Below are 16,795 nucleotides of genomic sequence, written 5' to 3'. Positions count from 1 at the left end.
GACCGAGGAAAGGTCGGTGTCTGACATGACACGAACGGCACGGCGCGGCCTCGCGCTCGCCACCGCCATCACCCTGCTCGTCGCCTCCGCCGGCTGCACCGGGGACGACGGCGGCGGCCGGGGGACGGTCCCCGGCGTCACCGACACCGAGATCGTGGTCGGCACGCACATGCCGCTCACCGGTCCGGCCTCCGCCGGCTACTCCAAGATCGCGCCCGCCACGAAGGCGTACTTCGACCACGTCAACGCCAACGGTGGCGTGCACGGCCGGAAGATCACCTACAAGATCATGGACGACGGCTACAACCCGGCGAACACCCAGCAGGTGGTCCGCCAGCTCGTCCTGCAGGACAAGGTCTTCGCCATCCTCAACGGGCTCGGCACGCCGACCCACACCGGCGTGCTCGACTTCCTCAAGAGCAACCGGGTGCCCGACCTCTTCGTCGCCTCGGGCAGCCGCAGCTGGGACCAGCCCGACCGGTATCCGGGCACGTTCGGCTTCAACCCCGACTACACGGTGGAGGGCAAGATCCTGGCCCAGCACGTCAAGACCAGCCTGCCGGGGCGCAAGGTCTGCTTCCTCGGCCAGGACGACGACTTCGGCCGGGACAGCCTGGTCGGCGTGGAGAAGGTGCTCGGCGCCGGCGCGGTGGCGGCGAAGCAGACGTACGTCACCAGCAACACCAACGTGGCACCCCAGATCGGGGCGTTCAAGGCGGCCGGCTGCCAGGTGGTCGTCCTCGCCACCGTGCCCGGCTTCACCGCCCTCGCCGTCGGCACCGCCGCCCGGCTGAACTTCACGCCGCAGTGGCTCGTCTCCAACGTCGGCGCCGACCACCCGACGCTGGCCAAGCAGCTCGGTGCCAACGCCGGGCTGCTGGAGGGCATGGTCGGCGCCAACTACCTGCCGATGCAGAACGACGCCGCCAACCCGTGGATCCAGCTCTTCACGAAGGTCAACAAGGAGTACAACGGGGACGCGCCGTTCGACGGCAACACCGTCTACGGCATGGCGGTCGGCTACCTCTTCGTGCAGGTGCTCCTCGCCGCCGGCAAGGACCTCACCCGCGAGGCCGTGATCGAGGCCGTCGCCAAGGGCGGCTACCAGGGTCCGGGCCTGGCCCCGCTGCGCTACTCCGACACCGACCACTCCGGCTACGGCGGGCAGCGGCTGACCCGGGTCAGCGGGGGGACGCAGTCCTACTTCGGGCCGACGTACGAGACGGACGAGGGCGACGGGCCGGTACGCGAGCACACCGTCGCGCCGGTGGCGCCGCCTGCCAACGGGGTGCCCACGGCCTCCTGACCGGACGCACCGGGCGTGGCGCGTCGGCTTTCCGGCGCGCCACGCCCGGTCCTGGGCTCGGGGGATAAGGCGCTCAGGCTTCGCACCCTCTCCCGGAGAGCGAACTGTCCGCACCGACAGTGCTGTTGTGCCGAAGGGCCCTCGGTGGGGCGCGCCCTGTCCGGCGACGTGCCGTCGTTGACGGGTCTCGGCCGCCCTCATAGTATTTGCATCGTGAATGCAGATTCAGGGCGACCCGCGAGCCGGGCGGCGGCGAGGACCCCCGGCGGGGCGGCGCGGCACGAGGGCCGGGAAGGGGCGTACCCCCTGGGGTGCCTCGGGGTGCCGCGGGCCAGGGCCGGCGCGGTCGCCTCCCTCGCCTGCGGCGACGCGGCCCGGATCGCCGGGCGGCCCCTCGTCGCCGACGGCGGGGCCGGCCTCGCCGACCGGCCCGCCGGATGACCGTGTCGGGCCCGGGCCGGGGCCGGGCGGGCGCCGTGCCGCCCGCGGCTAGACTCGGCGCGGCGGTACGGGGGACGTGACGGCGATGAGGAGGCGGGCGCGGATGGGCGGTGCCGAGGCGCCGGTCCGGGTCGACGGCCGGACCGCCCGGGCCGAACGCACCCGGGCGGCGATCGTCGAGGCGCACCTGGCGCTCATCTCCGAGGGGGACCTGCGGCCGACCGGCGAGCGCATCGCCGAGCGGGCCGGGATCTCGCTGCGGACGCTCTGGACCAACTTCAAGGACATGGAGACGCTGTTCGAGGCCAGCGGCGCGGAGCTGCTCCGGCAGCAGGACGCCGCCCATCGGCCGATCTCGCCGGCGCTGCCGCTGGCCCGGCGGGTCGACGCGTACTGCCGGCAGCGGGCCCGGCTGCTCCAGCTCATCGCCCCGTCGGCGCGTGCCGCCCAGATGCGCGAGCCGGTCTCCGGTCAGCTGCGCCGCAACCGCCTCAAGCACATCGCGCGCGTCCGCGACGAGGTCGAGCACCTCTTCGCCGCCGAGCTCGAACAGGCCGGTCCCGAGCGCGACCAGCTGGTGCACGCCCTGGTGGCCGCGAGCATGTGGCCGGCCTGGTCGATGCTGCGCGACGGGCTGGGGTTGGGCGTGGACCAGGCCCGCGCGGTGATGACCCGGACGGTCGCCGCCCTGCTGGCCGACGTCGGCCCGCGCTGACGCGCGACGCGGGAAGGCGGTGCCGACGGTCTTTCCATCGGGCTACCGATAGGTGACACTCGATTGCATGGTTACTGCATCGTCAGTGCAATTAACCGTGTTGCGCGGCCGGACCGACGAGTGCGCCGCGATCCGGCGCCTGCTGGGTGACCTGCCCGCCGTCGGGGGAGCGCTGCTGGTCCAGGGCGAGCCCGGATCCGGCCGCAGCGCGCTCGTCGACTACGCCCACCGGCACGCCGGGGGCTGCACCGTGCTGGCCGGCACCGGGCTGCCCGAGGAGGCGGGCCTGCCGTACGCGGGACTGCAACGGCTGCTGGACCCGGTGCTCGACCGGGCCGGCGCGCTCCCCGGACCACAGCGGCGGGTGCTGCTGCGGGCGCTGACCGGCGCGGGCTGCCCCGCGCACGGGCGCCTGGCGCTGTCCCTGGCCGTGCTCGGCCTGCTCGCCGCCGCCGCGCGGGATCGCCCGCTGCTGTGCACGATGGACGACGTGGACCGGGGCGACCAGCCCACCGCCGACGCGCTGGCGTTCGTCGCCCGCCGCCTGCGCCGGTCGTCGGTGGCCGTCCTGCTCACCACGGCCGCAGACGTCCCCCTCGGCGGGATAGCCCGGCACCGGCTCCGCCCGCTCGACGACCGGGACAGCGTCGCGCTGCTCGCCGACCGACTGGCCGGACGGCCACCCGCGCCGCCCGTGGCCGCCGCGCTCGCCGCGGCGGCCGGGGGCAACCCGCAGGCCCTCGTCGACCTGGCCGAGGTGCTCACCCCGGGCCAGTGCCGCGGGGAGGAGCCGGTGCCCGAGACGCCCCCGCCCGACGGCGGGCTGGGCCGCGCCTACCGAGCCCGGCTGGACCGGTTGCCGGCCGTCACCCGCCGGGTCCTGCTGCTCGCCGCGCTCGACGAGGACGGGGAGCCGGCCACCCTGGTCCGGGCCGCCCGGGTCGCCGGCGCGGCAATCGAGGCGCTCGCGCCGGCCGAACTCGCCGGCCTGGTCCGCGTCGAGCCGCGACGGGTCACGTTCCCGCAGCCCCTCGTCCGGACCGTGGTCCGGGCCGCCGCGCCGCTGGCCGAACGGCGCGCCGCGCACCTGCTGCTCGCCGGCGTGCTCGACGGGGCCGGGCACCGGCTGCGCCGGGCGGGGCACCTCGCCGCCGCCGCCCAGGGCCCCGACCCGGCCCTGGCCGCCGAGCTGGAGCAGGCCGTGACCGAGTGCGAGGGTGCGGGAACGGCGGCCTCGGCCGCGCTGCAGCGGGCCGCCGAACTCACCGACGACCCGGCGCGCGCCGCCGCCCGGCTGGTGGCCGCCGCCCGGTACGCCTGGTCGGCCGGCCGGGCGCACCGGGCCAGACTGCTGCTGGGCGAGCTGCCCCCGGGCGCGGAAGCCGCAGTGGCGGGCCGGGCCGACCTGCTGCGCGGGGAGCTGGAACTGCGTACCGGCCGGCCCCGGTCGGCGTTCACCACGCTGCTGTCCGCCGCCGGCACCCTGGCCGCCGCCGATCGCGCGGCCACCGGCACCCCGGCCACCGGCGATCGCGCGGCCACCGGCAGGGGTGGCGCCGACGACCGCGCGCTGGCCCTCGGCGCGCTGGTGCGGGCGGGCGAGGCCGCCTGCTTCACCGGCGACCAGTACCGCTACGCCGACGTGGCCCGGCGGGCGGAGCTGTTGCGCCGCCCCGACGACCCGCCCGCCACCGAGCTGCTGAGCGCCTACGTCGCCGGAACTGCGGCGACCCTGCGCGGCCACCACGAGCAGGCCGGGCCCGCCCTGCGCCGGGCCGTTGTGCTCGGCGGGCAGCTGACCGGGCCGGCGTCGACCCCCGCGGCGCTGACCTGCGCGGCGGCGGCCGGGCTGCTGGTGGCCGTGGACGGCGCGGCGCACCGGCTCGCCGAGCGCGCCGTCGAGCTGGCCCGCGAGCGGGGCGAACTGTCCGCCCTGCCGCGCGCCCTGGAGCTGCGGGCCGCCGCCGAGTACTGGCTGGGCCGGCACGACGCCGCGACGGACACCTCCCGGGAGGGGCTGCGGATCGCCCGGGACGTCGGCCAGGAGAACTGGGCCGGCGTACACCTGGGCATGCTGGCGGTGCTGGCCGCCGTCCGGGCCGACCGCGACACCGCCCTGCGCCGGATCCGGGAGATCGGCGAGGACCCGGGCGCGCACAGCCGGCCCCGCGCCCTCGCGCAGTGGGCCCTGGCGGTGCTCGACCTGGTCGACAACCGGCCGGCCGCCGCCGCCGCGCGACTGGCCGCGCTGGCCTGCCCGGGCACGGGCCGGGGACAGGTGCTGGTCCTGGTGATGGCCACCCCGTACCTGGTGGAGGCGGCCGCCGCCGTCGCGGACCGGCCGGCGGCAAACGCCGCCCTCGCCGTCTTCGACAGGTGGGCCAGCAGTACGGCGAGCCCGTCGCGCCGGGCCCTCTCCGCGCGCTGCCACGGGCTGCTCGCGCCGCGGGGCAGCGCCGAGGCGGAGCGGGAGCTTCGCACCGCCCTGCGGCTGCACCCGACGGACGCCGGCGCGTTCGAGCGGGCCCGCACCGAGCTTCTCCTGGGCCGGGAGCTGCGCCGCAGCCGCCGACCGCGCGCGGCGCGCGAACACCTGCACGCCGCCCGGGAGGCGTTCACCCTGCTCGGGGCGGCCACCTGGGCGGAACAGGCCACCACGGAGCTGCGGGCGGCCGGGGAGTCGGTCGGCCCGCCGGAGGAGTCGGCGGCGCGACTGCTGACCGGCCAGCAGCTCCGGATCGCGCGGCTGGTCGCCGAGGGCGCCACCAACCGGGAGATCGCGGCCCGGATGTTCCTCTCCACCCGTACGGTCGACCATCACCTCCGCAACATCTTCCACCGCCTCAACATCCGCTCCCGCACCCAACTGGCCCGCGCCCTCTCCTAACCCCTTCCCCTCCCTCCCCGCCCTCCCGCCGGCCCTCACCGGCGTCGATCATGCAGTTGTGGTGCCCCGCAAAAGCAGCGAAGTGGCACCGATCGCCCACCACAAGTCCATGATCGGCGGGGCGCGGCGCGGCGCGGCGCGGCGGGGCGGGGCGGGGCGGGGCCGGGGGCGGGGCGGGGTGGGGCGCGGCGAGGTGGGGCGGGGTGGGGGTGAGGAAGGGAGGGTCAGGGGGTGGGGAGGATTACGGTGCGGGCGCCCTCGCCGCGGGACATGCGGGCGAAGGCCTCGGGGGCGCCGTCGAGGGTGGTCCGGTCGGTGATCAGGTAGCCGAGGTCGAGGGTGCCGTCGAGCACGGCCCGGGCGAGCTCGGGCACGTCCCGGTCCGGGTCGGAGGAGCCGTAGACCGAGGAGCGCAGGGTCCGGGCCGAGTGGAAGATGTCCAGCGCGCCCAGCCCGACGATGTCGTCCTTGGCCCCCATGCCGACGACTGTCACCTGACCGCCCCGGCGGGTGGCGCGCCAGGCGGTGCGGATCGTGGCCGACCGCCCGACGCACTCCAGCGCGTGGTCGACGCCCCGACCTGCCGTCCGCTCCCGGACCGCCCGGCTGAGCGTCTCGTCGGCGAGCAGGAAGTCGGTGGCGCCAGCCGCGACGGCCAGCGCCTTCTTGGTCGGGGAGACGTCGACGGCGAGCACCTGGTCGGCGCCGGCGGCCCGCGCGGCGGCGACCACCGACAGCCCCACCCCGCCGAGGCCGATCACGGCCACCGACTCGCCGGGGGCCACCTTCGCCGTGCGGCGGACCGCGCCGACGCCGGTGAGCACGGCGCAGCCCAGCAGCGCCGCCGCCTCGAAGGGCAGCTCCGCGGGGACTCCGATGACGGCGGCCTGCGGCACCACCACCTCCTCGGCGAGGGCGCCGAGGCCGAGCGTGACGTGCAGCGCTTCGCCGGCCGGCGTGCGTCCCCGGGGGGCCGAGGGCGACCCGGTGCGCTCGCACAGCCACGGCTCGTCCCGCCCGCAGTACCAGCAACTGCGGCACGGCGGGGCCCAGTTCAGCACCACGTGCGCCCCGGGCGCGACCCGCGTGACGGCGTCGCCGACCGCGAGCACCACCCCGGCCGCCTCGTGCCCCAGCACCAGCGGGTACGGCGGGGCAAGCGTGCCGTCGACCATGGACAGGTCGGAGTGGCAGACGCCCGCCGCCCGGACGCTCACGCGTACCTCGTCCGGGCCGGGGGCGGGCAGTTCGATCTCCTCCACCCGCAGCGGGGCGTCGACGGCCCGTACGACCAGCGCCCTCATCGCTGGATGGCCTTGACCTGGAGGAATTCCTCGAGCCCGAGCCGGCCCAGCTCCCGGCCGAGGCCGGACTGCTTGTAGCCGCCGAACGGGGCGAGCGGGTTGAACGGGGCGCCGTTGACGTCGACGGCGCCGGTACGCAGCCGCCGGGCCACCCGCAGCGCCCGCTCCTCGTCTGCGGACCAGACCGCGCCGGCCAGCCCGTAGCGGGAGTTGTTGGCGATGCGCACCGCCTCGTCCTCTTCGTCGAACCCGATGACCGCGAGCACCGGGCCGAAGACCTCCTCCTGGGCCAGGGCGCTGTCGGGGTCGACGTCGGCGATCACCGTCGGGGCGACGAAGTAGCCCCGCTCGGGCAGCGGCGCGTCGGGCCCGCCGGCGACGAGCCGGCCCCCGTCGGCCAGCCCCCGGGCGACGTGCTCGCGGACCCGTTCCCGCTGCGCCGCGGAGACCAGCGGGCCGAGCCGGGTGGCCGGGTCGAACGGGTCGCCGAGCCGGTAGCCCGCCGCGGCCTTGGCGGCCAGGTCGAGGGCCTCGTCGTAGCGGTCGCGGTGCACGAGCAGGCGGGTCCAGGCGGCGCAGGTCTGGCCGGAGTTGAGGAAGGCGTTGCCGACCCCCACCTTGACGGCCGTGGCCAGGTCGGCGTCGTCGAGGACGACGTTGGCCGACTTGCCGCCGAGTTCCAGGGCGACCCGGGCGATCCGGTCGGCGGCGAGGTGGGAGATCCGCCGGCCGGTGGCCGTCGAGCCGGTGAAGGAGACCATGTCGACGTCCGGGTGCGCGGCGATGGCCTCGCCGACGACCGGGCCGGTGCCGGTGACCAGATTGACCACGCCCGGCGGGAAGCCGGCCTCGTGGATGGCGTCGAAGAGCAGGTACGCCGTCAACGGGGTCAGCTCGCTCGGCTTGAGCACCACGGTGCAGCCGGCGGCCAGGGCGGGGGCCAGCTTCGCGACGACCTGGTGCAGCGGGTAGTTCCACGGGGTGATCGCCCCGACCACGCCGACCGGCTCCCGGACCACCAGCGAGTTGCCGATCGTCTCGTCGGCCGGGGGGCGGGCGGCCAGCTCGACGTAGCTGTGCAGGACCGTCAGCGGCAGGCCGGTCTGGACCCGGGTGGCCACCTTCAGCGGGGTGCCGAGTTCCAGGGCGACGGTGCGGGCGATCTCGTCGGCCCGGGCGGAGAGCGCGGCGTGCAGCCGGTCCAGGTGCGCGGCACGCTCGGCGGGCGCGGCGTCGGCCCAGCCGGGGAAGGCGGCCCGGGCCGCCGCGACGGCGCGGTCGACGTCGGCGGGCGTGCCGGCCGGGACAGCGGCGACGACCTCCTCGGTCGCCGGGTTGCGCACCGCGACGGTCTCCCCGGCGTCGGCGGCGACCCACTTGCCGTCCAGGTAGAAGTCGGTCCGTGCGAGATCCATCATGCCCCTCACGTACGTCGGCCGAAACTAGCAGCGCAAGTTTTGACTCTAGTACGCGTCGTCGGCCGGCGGGAGGGGCGGCAGCGGCCCGATGTGCTCCTCGTAGGTGCGCGACAGCCCGTGGATCAGCGCGTCGAGGCCCAGCGCGAAGGCGCCCTCGTCCACCCGCTGCTGGTGCTCGGCCAGCCGGTGGGCCTGCGTCAGGTGCGGGTACTGCTCCGCGTACAGCCCGGGGTCCTCGACGAAGCCCCGCGCGAACGAGCCCAGCGCCGAGCCGGCCACGAAGTAGCGCATGAGCGCGCCGACGTGGGTCGCCCGGGCCGGCGGCCACCCGGCGGCGACCAGCCCGCCGTAGACGGCGTCGGCCATGGCCAGCGCCGCCGGCCGGCGCCCCGGCCCCCGGGCCAGGTACGGCACGATGTTCGGGTGCGCGGCCAGCGCCGCCCGGTAGGAGTGCCCCCACCGGCGCAGCGCCTCGCGCCAGTCGACGCTGCCGAAGAACGACACGTCCACCTGGCCGGTGACGCTGTCGGCCACCGCGTCAAGGATCTCGTCCTTGGTGGCGAAGTGGTTGTAGAGCGACGGTCCGCGTACCCCGAGTTCGGCGGCGAGCCGGCGGGTGGAGAAGCCCTCCAGCCCTTCGGCGTCGATCAGCGCGGCGGCGGTCTCGACGATCCGCTGCCGGCTGAGCAGCGCCTGCCGCGGCCGGGGCATCCGGTCCTCCTTCGCTCGGGTCGTCCGTCGCAGACTCTGCCACAACCGGGTCTGGACGGAATTAAACTTGCACCGCTAGTTTAAGCCTCATGGATCTGGAACTCTCCGCCGAGCAGGCGGCGGTCCGCCGGCTCGCCGCGGACTTCGTCGACCGTGAGGTGGTGCCGCACGCGGCCACCTGGGACCGCCGCGAGTCCGTGGATCCGGACATCGTCGGCAAGCTCGGCCAGCTCGGCTTCCTCGGGCTGACCATCGGCGAGGACGACGGCGGTTCGGGCGGCGACCACCTCTCCTACTGCCTCGTGCTGGAGGAGCTGGGCCGGGGCGACTCCGCCGTGCGCGGCATCGTCTCGGTCTCCCTCGGCCTGGTCGCCAAGTCGATCGCCGCGCACGGCTCGGCCGGGCAGCGGGAGCAGTGGTTGCCCCGGCTCTGCTCCGGCGCGGCGCTCGGCTGCTTCGCGCTGACCGAGCCGGACAGCGGCTCCGACGCGGCCGCCCTGACCACCCGGGCGGTCCGCGACGGCGCCGACTGGCTGATCACCGGCGCGAAGATGTTCATCACCAACGGCACCACGGCCGACGTCGCGCTGGTCTTCGCCCGCACCGGCGGCCCGGGACACCGGGGCATCAGCGCGTTCCTGGTACCCACCGACGCGCCGGGCCTGACCCGCCGCGAGATCCACGGCAAGCTGGGGCTGCGCGGGCAGGCCACCGGGGAGCTGCGCTTCGACGGCGTACGGGTGCCGGCATCCGCGCTCCTCGGCGAGGAGGGCGCCGGCTTCCGGCTCGCCCTCGCCACCCTGGCCAAGGGCCGGATGTCCGTGGCCGCCGGCTGCGTCGGCATCGCCCAGGGCTGCCTGGACGCGGCCGTCGGCTACGCCGGGCAGCGCACCCAGTTCGGCAAGCCCATCGCCGGCCACCAGCTCGTGCAGCAACTGCTCGCCGCCATCGCCGTCGACACCGACGCCGCGCGGCTGCTGGTGTGGCGGGTGGCCGACCTGATCGACCGGGGCGAGCCGTTCGCCACCGAGGCGTCGATGGCCAAGCTCTTCGCCAGCGAGGCCGCCGTGCGCGCGGCCAACAACGCGGTGCAGGTCTTCGGCGGCTACGGCTACATCGACGAGTACCCCGTCGGCAAGTACCTGCGCGACGCCCGCGTCGCCACCCTCTACGAGGGCACCAGCCAGATCCAGCAGCTGCTCATCGGACGCGCGCTCACCGGCGTCAACGCCTTCTAGAGCCAGGAGGAACCGTGACCAGATTCGCCGACCGGGTCGCCGTCGTCACCGGCGCCGCGCAGGGCATCGGCGCGGCCACCGCACACCGGCTCGCCGCCGAGGGCGCGGCGGTCGCGGTGGTGGACCTCGACGCCGCGCGCGCCGGGGCCGTCGCCGACGAGATCGCCGCCGCCGGCGGCCGGGCCGTCGGCATCGGCTGCGACGTGACCGACGCCGAGGCGGTCACCGCCATGACCGACCAGGTGGTCCAGGCGTACGGCGGGCTGCACGTGCTCGTCAACAACGCCGGGATCACCCGCGACAACCTGCTGTTCAGGATGGCGCTGCCCGAGTGGGAGGCGGTGCTGACCACCAACCTGACGAGCATGTTCCTCTGCTGCCAGGCGGCGCAGCAGCACATGGTGGCGGCCCGCTACGGCCGGATCGTCAACCTCAGCAGCCGCTCCGCGCTGGGCAACCGGGGCCAGGTCAACTACGCGGCGGCCAAGGCCGGCGTGCAGGGCCTCACCGCCACGCTGGCCGTCGAGCTGGGCCCGTTCAACGTGACCGTGAACGCGGTCGCCCCCGGCTACGTGGCGACCGCGATGACCGCGGCCACCGCCGAGCGGGTGGGCAGCAGCCCCGAGGAGCACCAGCGGGCGGTGGCCGAGCACACCCCGCTGCGCCGGGTCGCCCAGCCCGCCGAGATCGCCTCGGTGATCGCCTTCCTGGCCAGCGACGACGCCTCGTACGTCAGCGGCCAGACCCTGTACGTCAACGGCGGCGCGCGCTGAGCCGCGCGTAGCCCCGCACCGACCCCGGAGGGGACATGGACTTCGCGCTCTCGGACACCGAACGGGCCATCCGCGACACGGCCCGCGACTTCATCGCCAGGGAGGTCATGCCGCTGGAGCCGGAGCTGCTGCGGCGCGAACGCGCCCACCGGCCCGGGCTGGAGCCCGACGAGCTGCGCGAGTTGCAGCTCAAGGCGCGGGCGTTCGGCTTCTGGGGACTGGCCACTCCCGAGGCGTACGGCGGCATGGACCTGCCAGCCGTCACCCAGTCGCTGATCTGGACCGAGATCGGCCGCTCGTACGTGCCGTTCCGCTTCGGCGGTGAGGCCGACAACATCCTGTTCCGGGCCAACGACGAGCAGAAGCGGGAGTTCCTGCTCCCGACGATCGAGGGGGAGCGGCGCAGCTGCTTCGCGATCACCGAGCCGGGCGCCGGGTCCGACGCCGCCAACATCCGGCTCAGCGCCCGCCGCGACGGCGGCGACTGGGTGCTCAACGGCGAGAAGACCTTCATCACCGGCGGCAACGAGGCCGACTTCGCCATCGTCATCGCGGTGACCGACCGGGAGAAGGGCGCCCGCAACGGCGGTGCCACGGCCTTCCTGGTGGACCGGGCGATGGGCTGGCGCTCGGAGTTCATCCAGACCATGGGCGAGGGCGGTCCGGCCGCGCTGGTCTTCGACGACGTACGGGTGCCGGAGCGCAACATCCTCGGCGAGCCCGGCCAGGGCTTCGCGCTCGCGATGGAGTGGATCGGCAAGGGCCGCTACACCATCCCCTCGCACGCGGTCGGCATCGCCGAGCGGGCGTTGCGGATGGCGATCGACCACGCCACCACCCGGCAGACGTTCGGCCGGCCCATCGGCGACAACCAGGCGATCCAGTGGATGATCGCCGACTCCGAGACCGAGCTGGAGGCGGCCCGCTGGCTCATCCTGCGGGCGGCCTGGACGGTGGACCAGGGCATGGATCCCCGGCACGCCTCGTCGATGGCGAAGCTCTACGGCGCCGGCATGGTCAACCGGGTGGTCGACCGGGTGCTGCAGATCCACGGCGGCATGGGCTACACCCGGGAGCTGCCCGTCGAGCGGTGGTACCGGCAGGTCCGGCTCTACCGGATCTTCGAGGGCACCGACGAGATGCAGCGGCTCATCATCGCCCGGGACCTGCTGCGCGGCTACACCCGACTGGGAGGGCACCTGGCATGAGGACCTTCGACTCCGTCGACGAGCTGGCCGCCGCGGTCGGGGAGACCCTCGGCCCGGGGCCGTGGCAGCGCATCGAGCAGGGGCGCGTCGACCTGTTCGCCGACGCCACCGACGACCACCAGTGGATCCACCTCGACCCGGAGCGGGCCGCCGCCGGCCCGTACGGGGGCACGATCGCGCACGGCTTCCTCACCCTGTCGCTGCTGCCGGCGCTGGTGGGGCGGCTCTACCGGGTGCGGGGCGTGCGGATGGGCGTCAACTACGGGCTGAACCGGGTGCGGTTCCCCGCCCCGTTGCGGGTCGGCACGGCGGTCCGGGCCGTCGCCACCATCGCCGAGGTGTCGCCGGTGGCCGGCGGCGTACAGCTGGTCACCGCCGCGACCGTGGAGTGCGACGCCGGCGGCAAGCCGGTCTGCGTCGCCGAGACGGTGAGCCGGCTCCATGTGGGGCCGGCAGCCTCCTGAGCCACGGGCGGCACCAGCTGCGCGTGGCGGGGACCACATGGTTAGCGCCTCGTTCGGGAGTTTGTGTCGCTTTTATCCATCGGCCGTTCGGTTGATATGGCAACGGCCGTTGGTCTAGGGTGGTGGCACTGCGGTCGCCGGTACCCGGCGTCGCCGCATCGTAGGACAGGAAGGGCAGCATGATCACCACGACGACCGCGCCGACCACCACCACCGACGCCACCACCACGGCCTCCGGTGACGAGACCCGCGCGAGTGAGCTGACCGCCGCCCTCGCCGCCCTGCCGGAGGGGCACCCCGACCGGCCGGCGCTGCGGGCGCGGGTGATCGAGGCGTGGCTGCCGCTGGCCCACCACCTCGCCTTCCGCTACAGCGGGCGCGGCGAGCCCAACGGGGACCTGGCCCAGACCGCCGCCCTCGGGCTGATCAAGGCTGTGGACCGGTTCGACGCCTCCCGGGGCGTGGACTTCGCCGGCTTCGCCATCCCGACGATCCTCGGTGAGATCAAGCGTCACTTCCGCGACCGCACCTGGAACATCCGCGTGCCGCGCCGCCTGCAGGAGCTGCGGCTGCGCATCTCCGAGGCCAACGGCACCCTCACCCAGACGCTCAACCGCGCGCCGACGGTCGCCGACATCGCCACCCACCTCGGCGTCACCGAGGAAGAGGTCCTGGAGGGGCTCGAAGGCGCCCGCGCCTACAACGCGGTCTCCCTGTCCACCCCCATCGGCGACGGCGACAGCGCCACCGAGCTGGGCGACACCCTGGGCGCCGAGGACAGCGAGTTCGAGCTGGCCGAGCTGCGGGTCGCCCTCGGTCCGGCGCTCGCCACCCTCGACGAGCGGGAGCAGAAGATCCTCACCCTCCGCTTCTACGGCAACCTCACCCAGAGCGAGATCGCCACGCAGGTCGGCGTCTCCCAGATGCACGTCTCCCGCCTGCTCGCCCGCGCGCTCGGCAAGCTGCGCGGCCAGCTCGAGGGCAGCCGCTGACGACACCCCCGCGGCGGGCGGCCACGTAGCCGTCCGGCGCCCGCCTCGACGTACCGTCCTCGTCCGCCCCGCCGTGCCCGGCGGGGCGGACGAGTCCGTTTCCGGCATGGGCGGATGGCCCGCCTCGTGGCCCTGTCTTCCAGGATGCCGTGTTGGGCGCCGCACCCACCGCATCCGTGCGGTGTCGGCGTCACGCCCTGTGGCCGCCACGGGTGGCGATGCCACCATCAGACCATGGCGGATGTCGATGTATTTCGGCGTGGGGCGCAAGCCCGGGCAGCGGTGATGACGGCGCGGTTGCGCCGGTTGGTGACCTGCGAGTCGCCGCCGGGACGGGGCCGGGAACTGGCCGCCTGCGCCGACCTGCTCGAGGCGTGGGGCGACGCCGCGCTGGGCCGGCGGGGGCGTCGTGTCGTCCTCGACGGACTGCCGCACCTGCTCTGGGCGGCCCCCGACCAACGCGTGCTGCTGCTGGGGCACTACGACACGGTCTGGCCCGCGGGCACCATCCGGGACTGGCCGTTCACGATCACCGGAAGCACCGCGACGGGGCCCGGCGTCTGCGACATGAAGGCCGGGATCGTGCAGATGCTCACCGCGCTGGAACTGCTGCCGGACACCTCGCGGGTGGGGCTGCTGCTCACCTGCGACGAGGAGAGCGGGTCGGCCACCTCCCGGCCGCTGATCGAGGAGCAGGCCCGGCGCTCCGGGGCGGTGCTGGTCGGCGAGCCGAGCACCGAGGGCGGCGACCTCAAGGTCGCGCGCAAGGGCGGCTCCGTCTACCGGATCACCGTGCGGGGCCGGGCGGCGCACGCCGGCGTCGAACCGCACCGGGGCGTCAACGCCGGGGTCGAACTCGCGCACCACGTCCTCGCCGTGCAGGCCTTCGCCGCGGGGGAGACGAGCGTGACCCCGACGGCCCTGACCGCCGGCACGATGACGAACGTGGTGCCGGAGTCCGCGGTCCTCTGCGTCGACGTACGCGCCTGGACCCGCGAGGAGCTGCACCGGGTGGACCGGCTGGTCCGCGAGCTGACCCCCCGACTGCCCGACGCGCGGCTGGCCGTCAGCGGCGGGATCAACCGGTACCCGCTACCGGCCTCCGTGTCGACGCCGCTGCTGCGGGTCGCGCAGTCGGTGGCGGTGGACCTCGGGCTGCCGGCCGTCCGCGGCGTCGCCGCCCCGGGCGCCTCCGACGCCAACTTCACCGGCGCCCTCGGCGTACCGACCCTGGACGGTCTGGGTGGGGTGGGGGGACTGCCGCACGCGCGTGGCGAGTACGTCGACGTCGCGCGGATGCCGGAGCGCACCGCGCTGCTGGCCGCCCTGACGGCCCGCCTCCTCGCCACGCCCGGCCCGGCCGAAGCCGCCACGCCCGGCCCGGCCGAAGCCGCCACGCCCGGCCCGGCCGAAGCCGCCGAGGAGCACCGGCCGCTCGGCGCGGTGCCCGCCGGGCAGGGCTCGTCGACGGACGGGTGAGCCCCCCACCCGCCCGCGCGGCGTCGCGCCCACCCGCCCCGGGCGGCGGACGGCGGTCGAAGTTCCGCACGGTTGCGAAAACGCGCCCGGCTCCGTTGGGCGATGCTGGATCCGTCGATCACGCGGGAGGCGTTCATGGCTGGAATGACCGGTGACCCCGGACCCGATTCGCTGCTGGCGGCGGCCGGGGACATGGTGCACAACGCGCGTACCTTCGCCGACCGGATGGCCGCCAGGCGCTCCATCCGGCACTTCTCGCCGCAGCCGGTGCCGATGGAGGTGATCGAGGAGGCGATCCGCGCGGCGGCGACCGCGCCGAGCGGCGCGAACCTGCAACCGTGGCGGTTCGTCGTGGTCACCGACGCGGCCCGCAAGCGCCGGCTGCGGGAGGCCGCCGAGGCCGAGGAGCGCGAGTTCTACGCCCGGCGCGCGTCGGCGCAGTGGCTGGAGGCGATCGCCCCGATCGGTACGGACTGGCACAAGCCCTTCCTGGAGGTGGCACCGGTCGTGATCGTGGTGTTCGAGGTGCACCAGGGTCCCCGGTCCCCGAAGCCCTACTACGTCAAGGAATCCGTCGGCATCGCGGTCGGCGTGCTGATCACGGCGCTGCACCACGCCGGCCTGGCCACCCTGACGCACACGCCGAGCCCGATGCGCTTCCTCAACGAGGTGTGCGAACGGCCGCCGGAGGAGCGCCCGTACCTGGTCATGCCGGTCGGCTATCCGGCACCGGACGCGACGGTGCCGGACCTGGTCCGCAAGCCGCTGCCGGAGGTCCTGATCCGGCGGTGACGGCACTCTTCCGCGCCGACGCGGGCCGGCCGAATATCACCGTTTTCGTAAACAATCAATGATCCGCGTGTCATGAAGTGCCGCACGTTGGAAGATGCCGCGCTGCGCCGTGGCAACCAAGATTCTTTTCGCAACTCCTGTGACGGACCGATCGGTGATTCGCCGGCCGGCGGTGCGTCCGGGTCTTGGCGGGCTTCGGGGGCCCCGCCCCCGCCCCACCCTGGCCCGGGCTGACGCTCCCGCCGCCGGTCGTGCCCGGCTCGACCAGAAAGGGTGTACATGTCCGTGGATTCGATGGAGGTCGCTGGCCTCCGGGACGCGTGGGTCAGGCTCGGCGACACGGAGCTGACCTCTCGCCTGCTCGTCGGTATCGAGCAGTACACGTCGCCATCGGTGATCCGCCAGGTGCTCGAGGCGACCGGTTCGCAGGTCTTCATCACCACCGTGGACCCCGACAACAACCGTTCGAGTCTCCTGCTGTCCGACCTGGCCGACGAGATCCCCATCGAGCAGTACCTGTGGATCGGCACGACCTCGTTCGCCCGGTCGGCCGACAGCGCGTGGAAGACCGTCAACATCCTGCACGACGCCTACGGCATCACCGTGTTCAAGCTGGACGTCCGCGGCCGGACCAACGAGCCGGACAACCGGGCCACCGTCGAGGTCGCCGCCCAGCTGCGCGAGCAGGGCTGGGAGGTCATGCCGTTCATCCTGCCCGACCTCGCGACCGCCAAGGAGCTGGCGGCGCTCGGCTGCTCGGCGCTGCGCGTGATGAGCGCCCCCGTGGCCTCCGGGCACGGCATCCCCGACCCCGGCCCGATCCGCCAGATCATCGACACGGTCGACATTCCGGTGGTCGTCGAGGGCGGCCTGGGCAGCGCCCGGCACGCCACCCTGGCGATGGAGCTCGGGGCGGCGGCGGTACTGGTCAACACCGCCCTGGTGAAGGCCCGGGAGCCGATGCTGATGGCGCAGGCGATGAAGCACGCCGTGGAGGCCGGTCGGCTGTCGTACCTGGCCGGCGCCATGCCCGGCGACGAGATCCCCTACTGACCGAGGAGCCGACC

Annotated in this window: 15 protein-coding genes; 12 read left to right on the top strand and 3 right to left on the bottom strand. The window is 74.8% G+C overall.

Annotated elements, in window-relative coordinates; genetic code table 11:
* Positions 1–25 precede the first annotated feature (25 nt).
* From AC0OO9_RS02365 to AC0OO9_RS02350, 4 genes are all read left to right on the top strand, one after another.
* Entirely contained in the window at positions 26–1,306 is a 1,281-nt protein-coding gene (locus tag AC0OO9_RS02365) for an ABC transporter substrate-binding protein (RefSeq protein ID WP_484515168.1), read from the top strand.
* 213 nt (positions 1,307–1,519) lie between these two features.
* Positions 1,520–1,747 (top strand): hypothetical protein, encoded by a 228-nt coding sequence (locus AC0OO9_RS02360; protein WP_484515166.1) that lies wholly within the window; start codon positions 1,520–1,522, stop codon positions 1,745–1,747.
* Between the two features lie 103 nt (positions 1,748–1,850).
* Entirely contained in the window at positions 1,851–2,462 is a 612-nt protein-coding gene (locus AC0OO9_RS02355; RefSeq protein WP_484515164.1) for a TetR/AcrR family transcriptional regulator, read from the top strand.
* 97 nt (positions 2,463–2,559) lie between these two features.
* The gene (locus tag AC0OO9_RS02350) at positions 2,560–5,349 is read left to right on the top strand and encodes a helix-turn-helix transcriptional regulator (RefSeq protein WP_484515162.1); all 2,790 of its coding nucleotides are present in this window, start codon (positions 2,560–2,562) and stop codon (positions 5,347–5,349) included.
* 224 nt (positions 5,350–5,573) lie between these two features.
* Here AC0OO9_RS02350 and AC0OO9_RS02345 read toward each other — a convergent pair whose 3' ends face one another.
* From AC0OO9_RS02345 to AC0OO9_RS02335, 3 genes are read right to left on the bottom strand one after another with little or no spacing between them, the layout of a single operon-like run.
* Positions 5,574–6,653 carry an alcohol dehydrogenase catalytic domain-containing protein gene (locus AC0OO9_RS02345; protein ID WP_484515160.1) on the bottom strand — a complete coding sequence of 360 codons (1,080 nt, stop codon included), beginning with the start codon at positions 6,651–6,653 and terminating at the stop codon, positions 5,574–5,576.
* Positions 6,650–8,068, bottom strand: coding sequence for an aldehyde dehydrogenase family protein (locus AC0OO9_RS02340; RefSeq protein ID WP_484515158.1), 1,419 nt, complete (start codon positions 8,066–8,068; stop codon positions 6,650–6,652). Before AC0OO9_RS02340 ends, AC0OO9_RS02345 begins: the two co-directional genes overlap by 4 nt.
* A gap of 48 nt (positions 8,069–8,116) precedes the next feature.
* On the bottom strand, positions 8,117–8,782 hold the full coding sequence (locus AC0OO9_RS02335; protein ID WP_327028770.1) for a TetR/AcrR family transcriptional regulator: 666 nt from the start codon (positions 8,780–8,782) through the stop codon (positions 8,117–8,119).
* 89 nt (positions 8,783–8,871) lie between these two features.
* Here AC0OO9_RS02335 and AC0OO9_RS02330 point away from each other — a divergent pair, with 89 nt between their 5' ends.
* The 8 genes from AC0OO9_RS02330 to AC0OO9_RS02295 all read left to right on the top strand — a co-directional run bounded on the left by AC0OO9_RS02330 (position 8,872) and on the right by AC0OO9_RS02295 (position 16,781).
* Positions 8,872–10,020, top strand: a complete 1,149-nt coding sequence (locus tag AC0OO9_RS02330) for an acyl-CoA dehydrogenase family protein (RefSeq protein WP_421450535.1) — start codon at positions 8,872–8,874, stop codon at positions 10,018–10,020.
* Positions 10,021–10,034: 14 nt separating this feature from the next.
* Positions 10,035–10,793: a 3-oxoacyl-ACP reductase FabG gene (fabG, locus tag AC0OO9_RS02325; RefSeq protein WP_421450534.1), complete on the top strand. Its 759-nt coding sequence runs from the start codon at positions 10,035–10,037 to the stop codon at positions 10,791–10,793.
* Between the two features lie 35 nt (positions 10,794–10,828).
* Positions 10,829–12,001, top strand: a complete 1,173-nt coding sequence (locus tag AC0OO9_RS02320) for an acyl-CoA dehydrogenase family protein (protein ID WP_484515155.1) — start codon at positions 10,829–10,831, stop codon at positions 11,999–12,001.
* Entirely contained in the window at positions 11,998–12,465 is a 468-nt protein-coding gene (locus AC0OO9_RS02315) for a MaoC family dehydratase (protein ID WP_151456678.1), read from the top strand. The genes AC0OO9_RS02320 and AC0OO9_RS02315 overlap by 4 nt, the downstream gene beginning before the upstream one ends.
* Positions 12,466–12,644: 179 nt before the next feature.
* A complete protein-coding gene (locus AC0OO9_RS02310) occupies positions 12,645–13,457 on the top strand; it encodes a SigB/SigF/SigG family RNA polymerase sigma factor (RefSeq protein ID WP_484515153.1) in 813 nt (270 codons plus the stop codon).
* Positions 13,458–13,742: 285 nt separating this feature from the next.
* Positions 13,743–14,936 carry a M20/M25/M40 family metallo-hydrolase gene (locus AC0OO9_RS02305; protein WP_484515151.1) on the top strand — a complete coding sequence of 398 codons (1,194 nt, stop codon included), beginning with the start codon at positions 13,743–13,745 and terminating at the stop codon, positions 14,934–14,936.
* 192 nt (positions 14,937–15,128) lie between these two features.
* Positions 15,129–15,728, top strand: coding sequence for a nitroreductase family protein (locus tag AC0OO9_RS02300; RefSeq protein WP_311413408.1), 600 nt, complete (start codon positions 15,129–15,131; stop codon positions 15,726–15,728).
* 279 nt (positions 15,729–16,007) lie between these two features.
* Positions 16,008–16,781 (top strand): beta/alpha barrel domain-containing protein, encoded by a 774-nt coding sequence (locus AC0OO9_RS02295; protein ID WP_484515149.1) that lies wholly within the window; start codon positions 16,008–16,010, stop codon positions 16,779–16,781.
* Positions 16,782–16,795 lie beyond the last annotated feature (14 nt).

This window comes from Micromonospora sp. USAFONa4, assembly GCF_057197825.1.
Note: the sequence above shows the minus strand (reverse complement) of the source record. Positions and strands in the feature narration are given on the sequence as shown.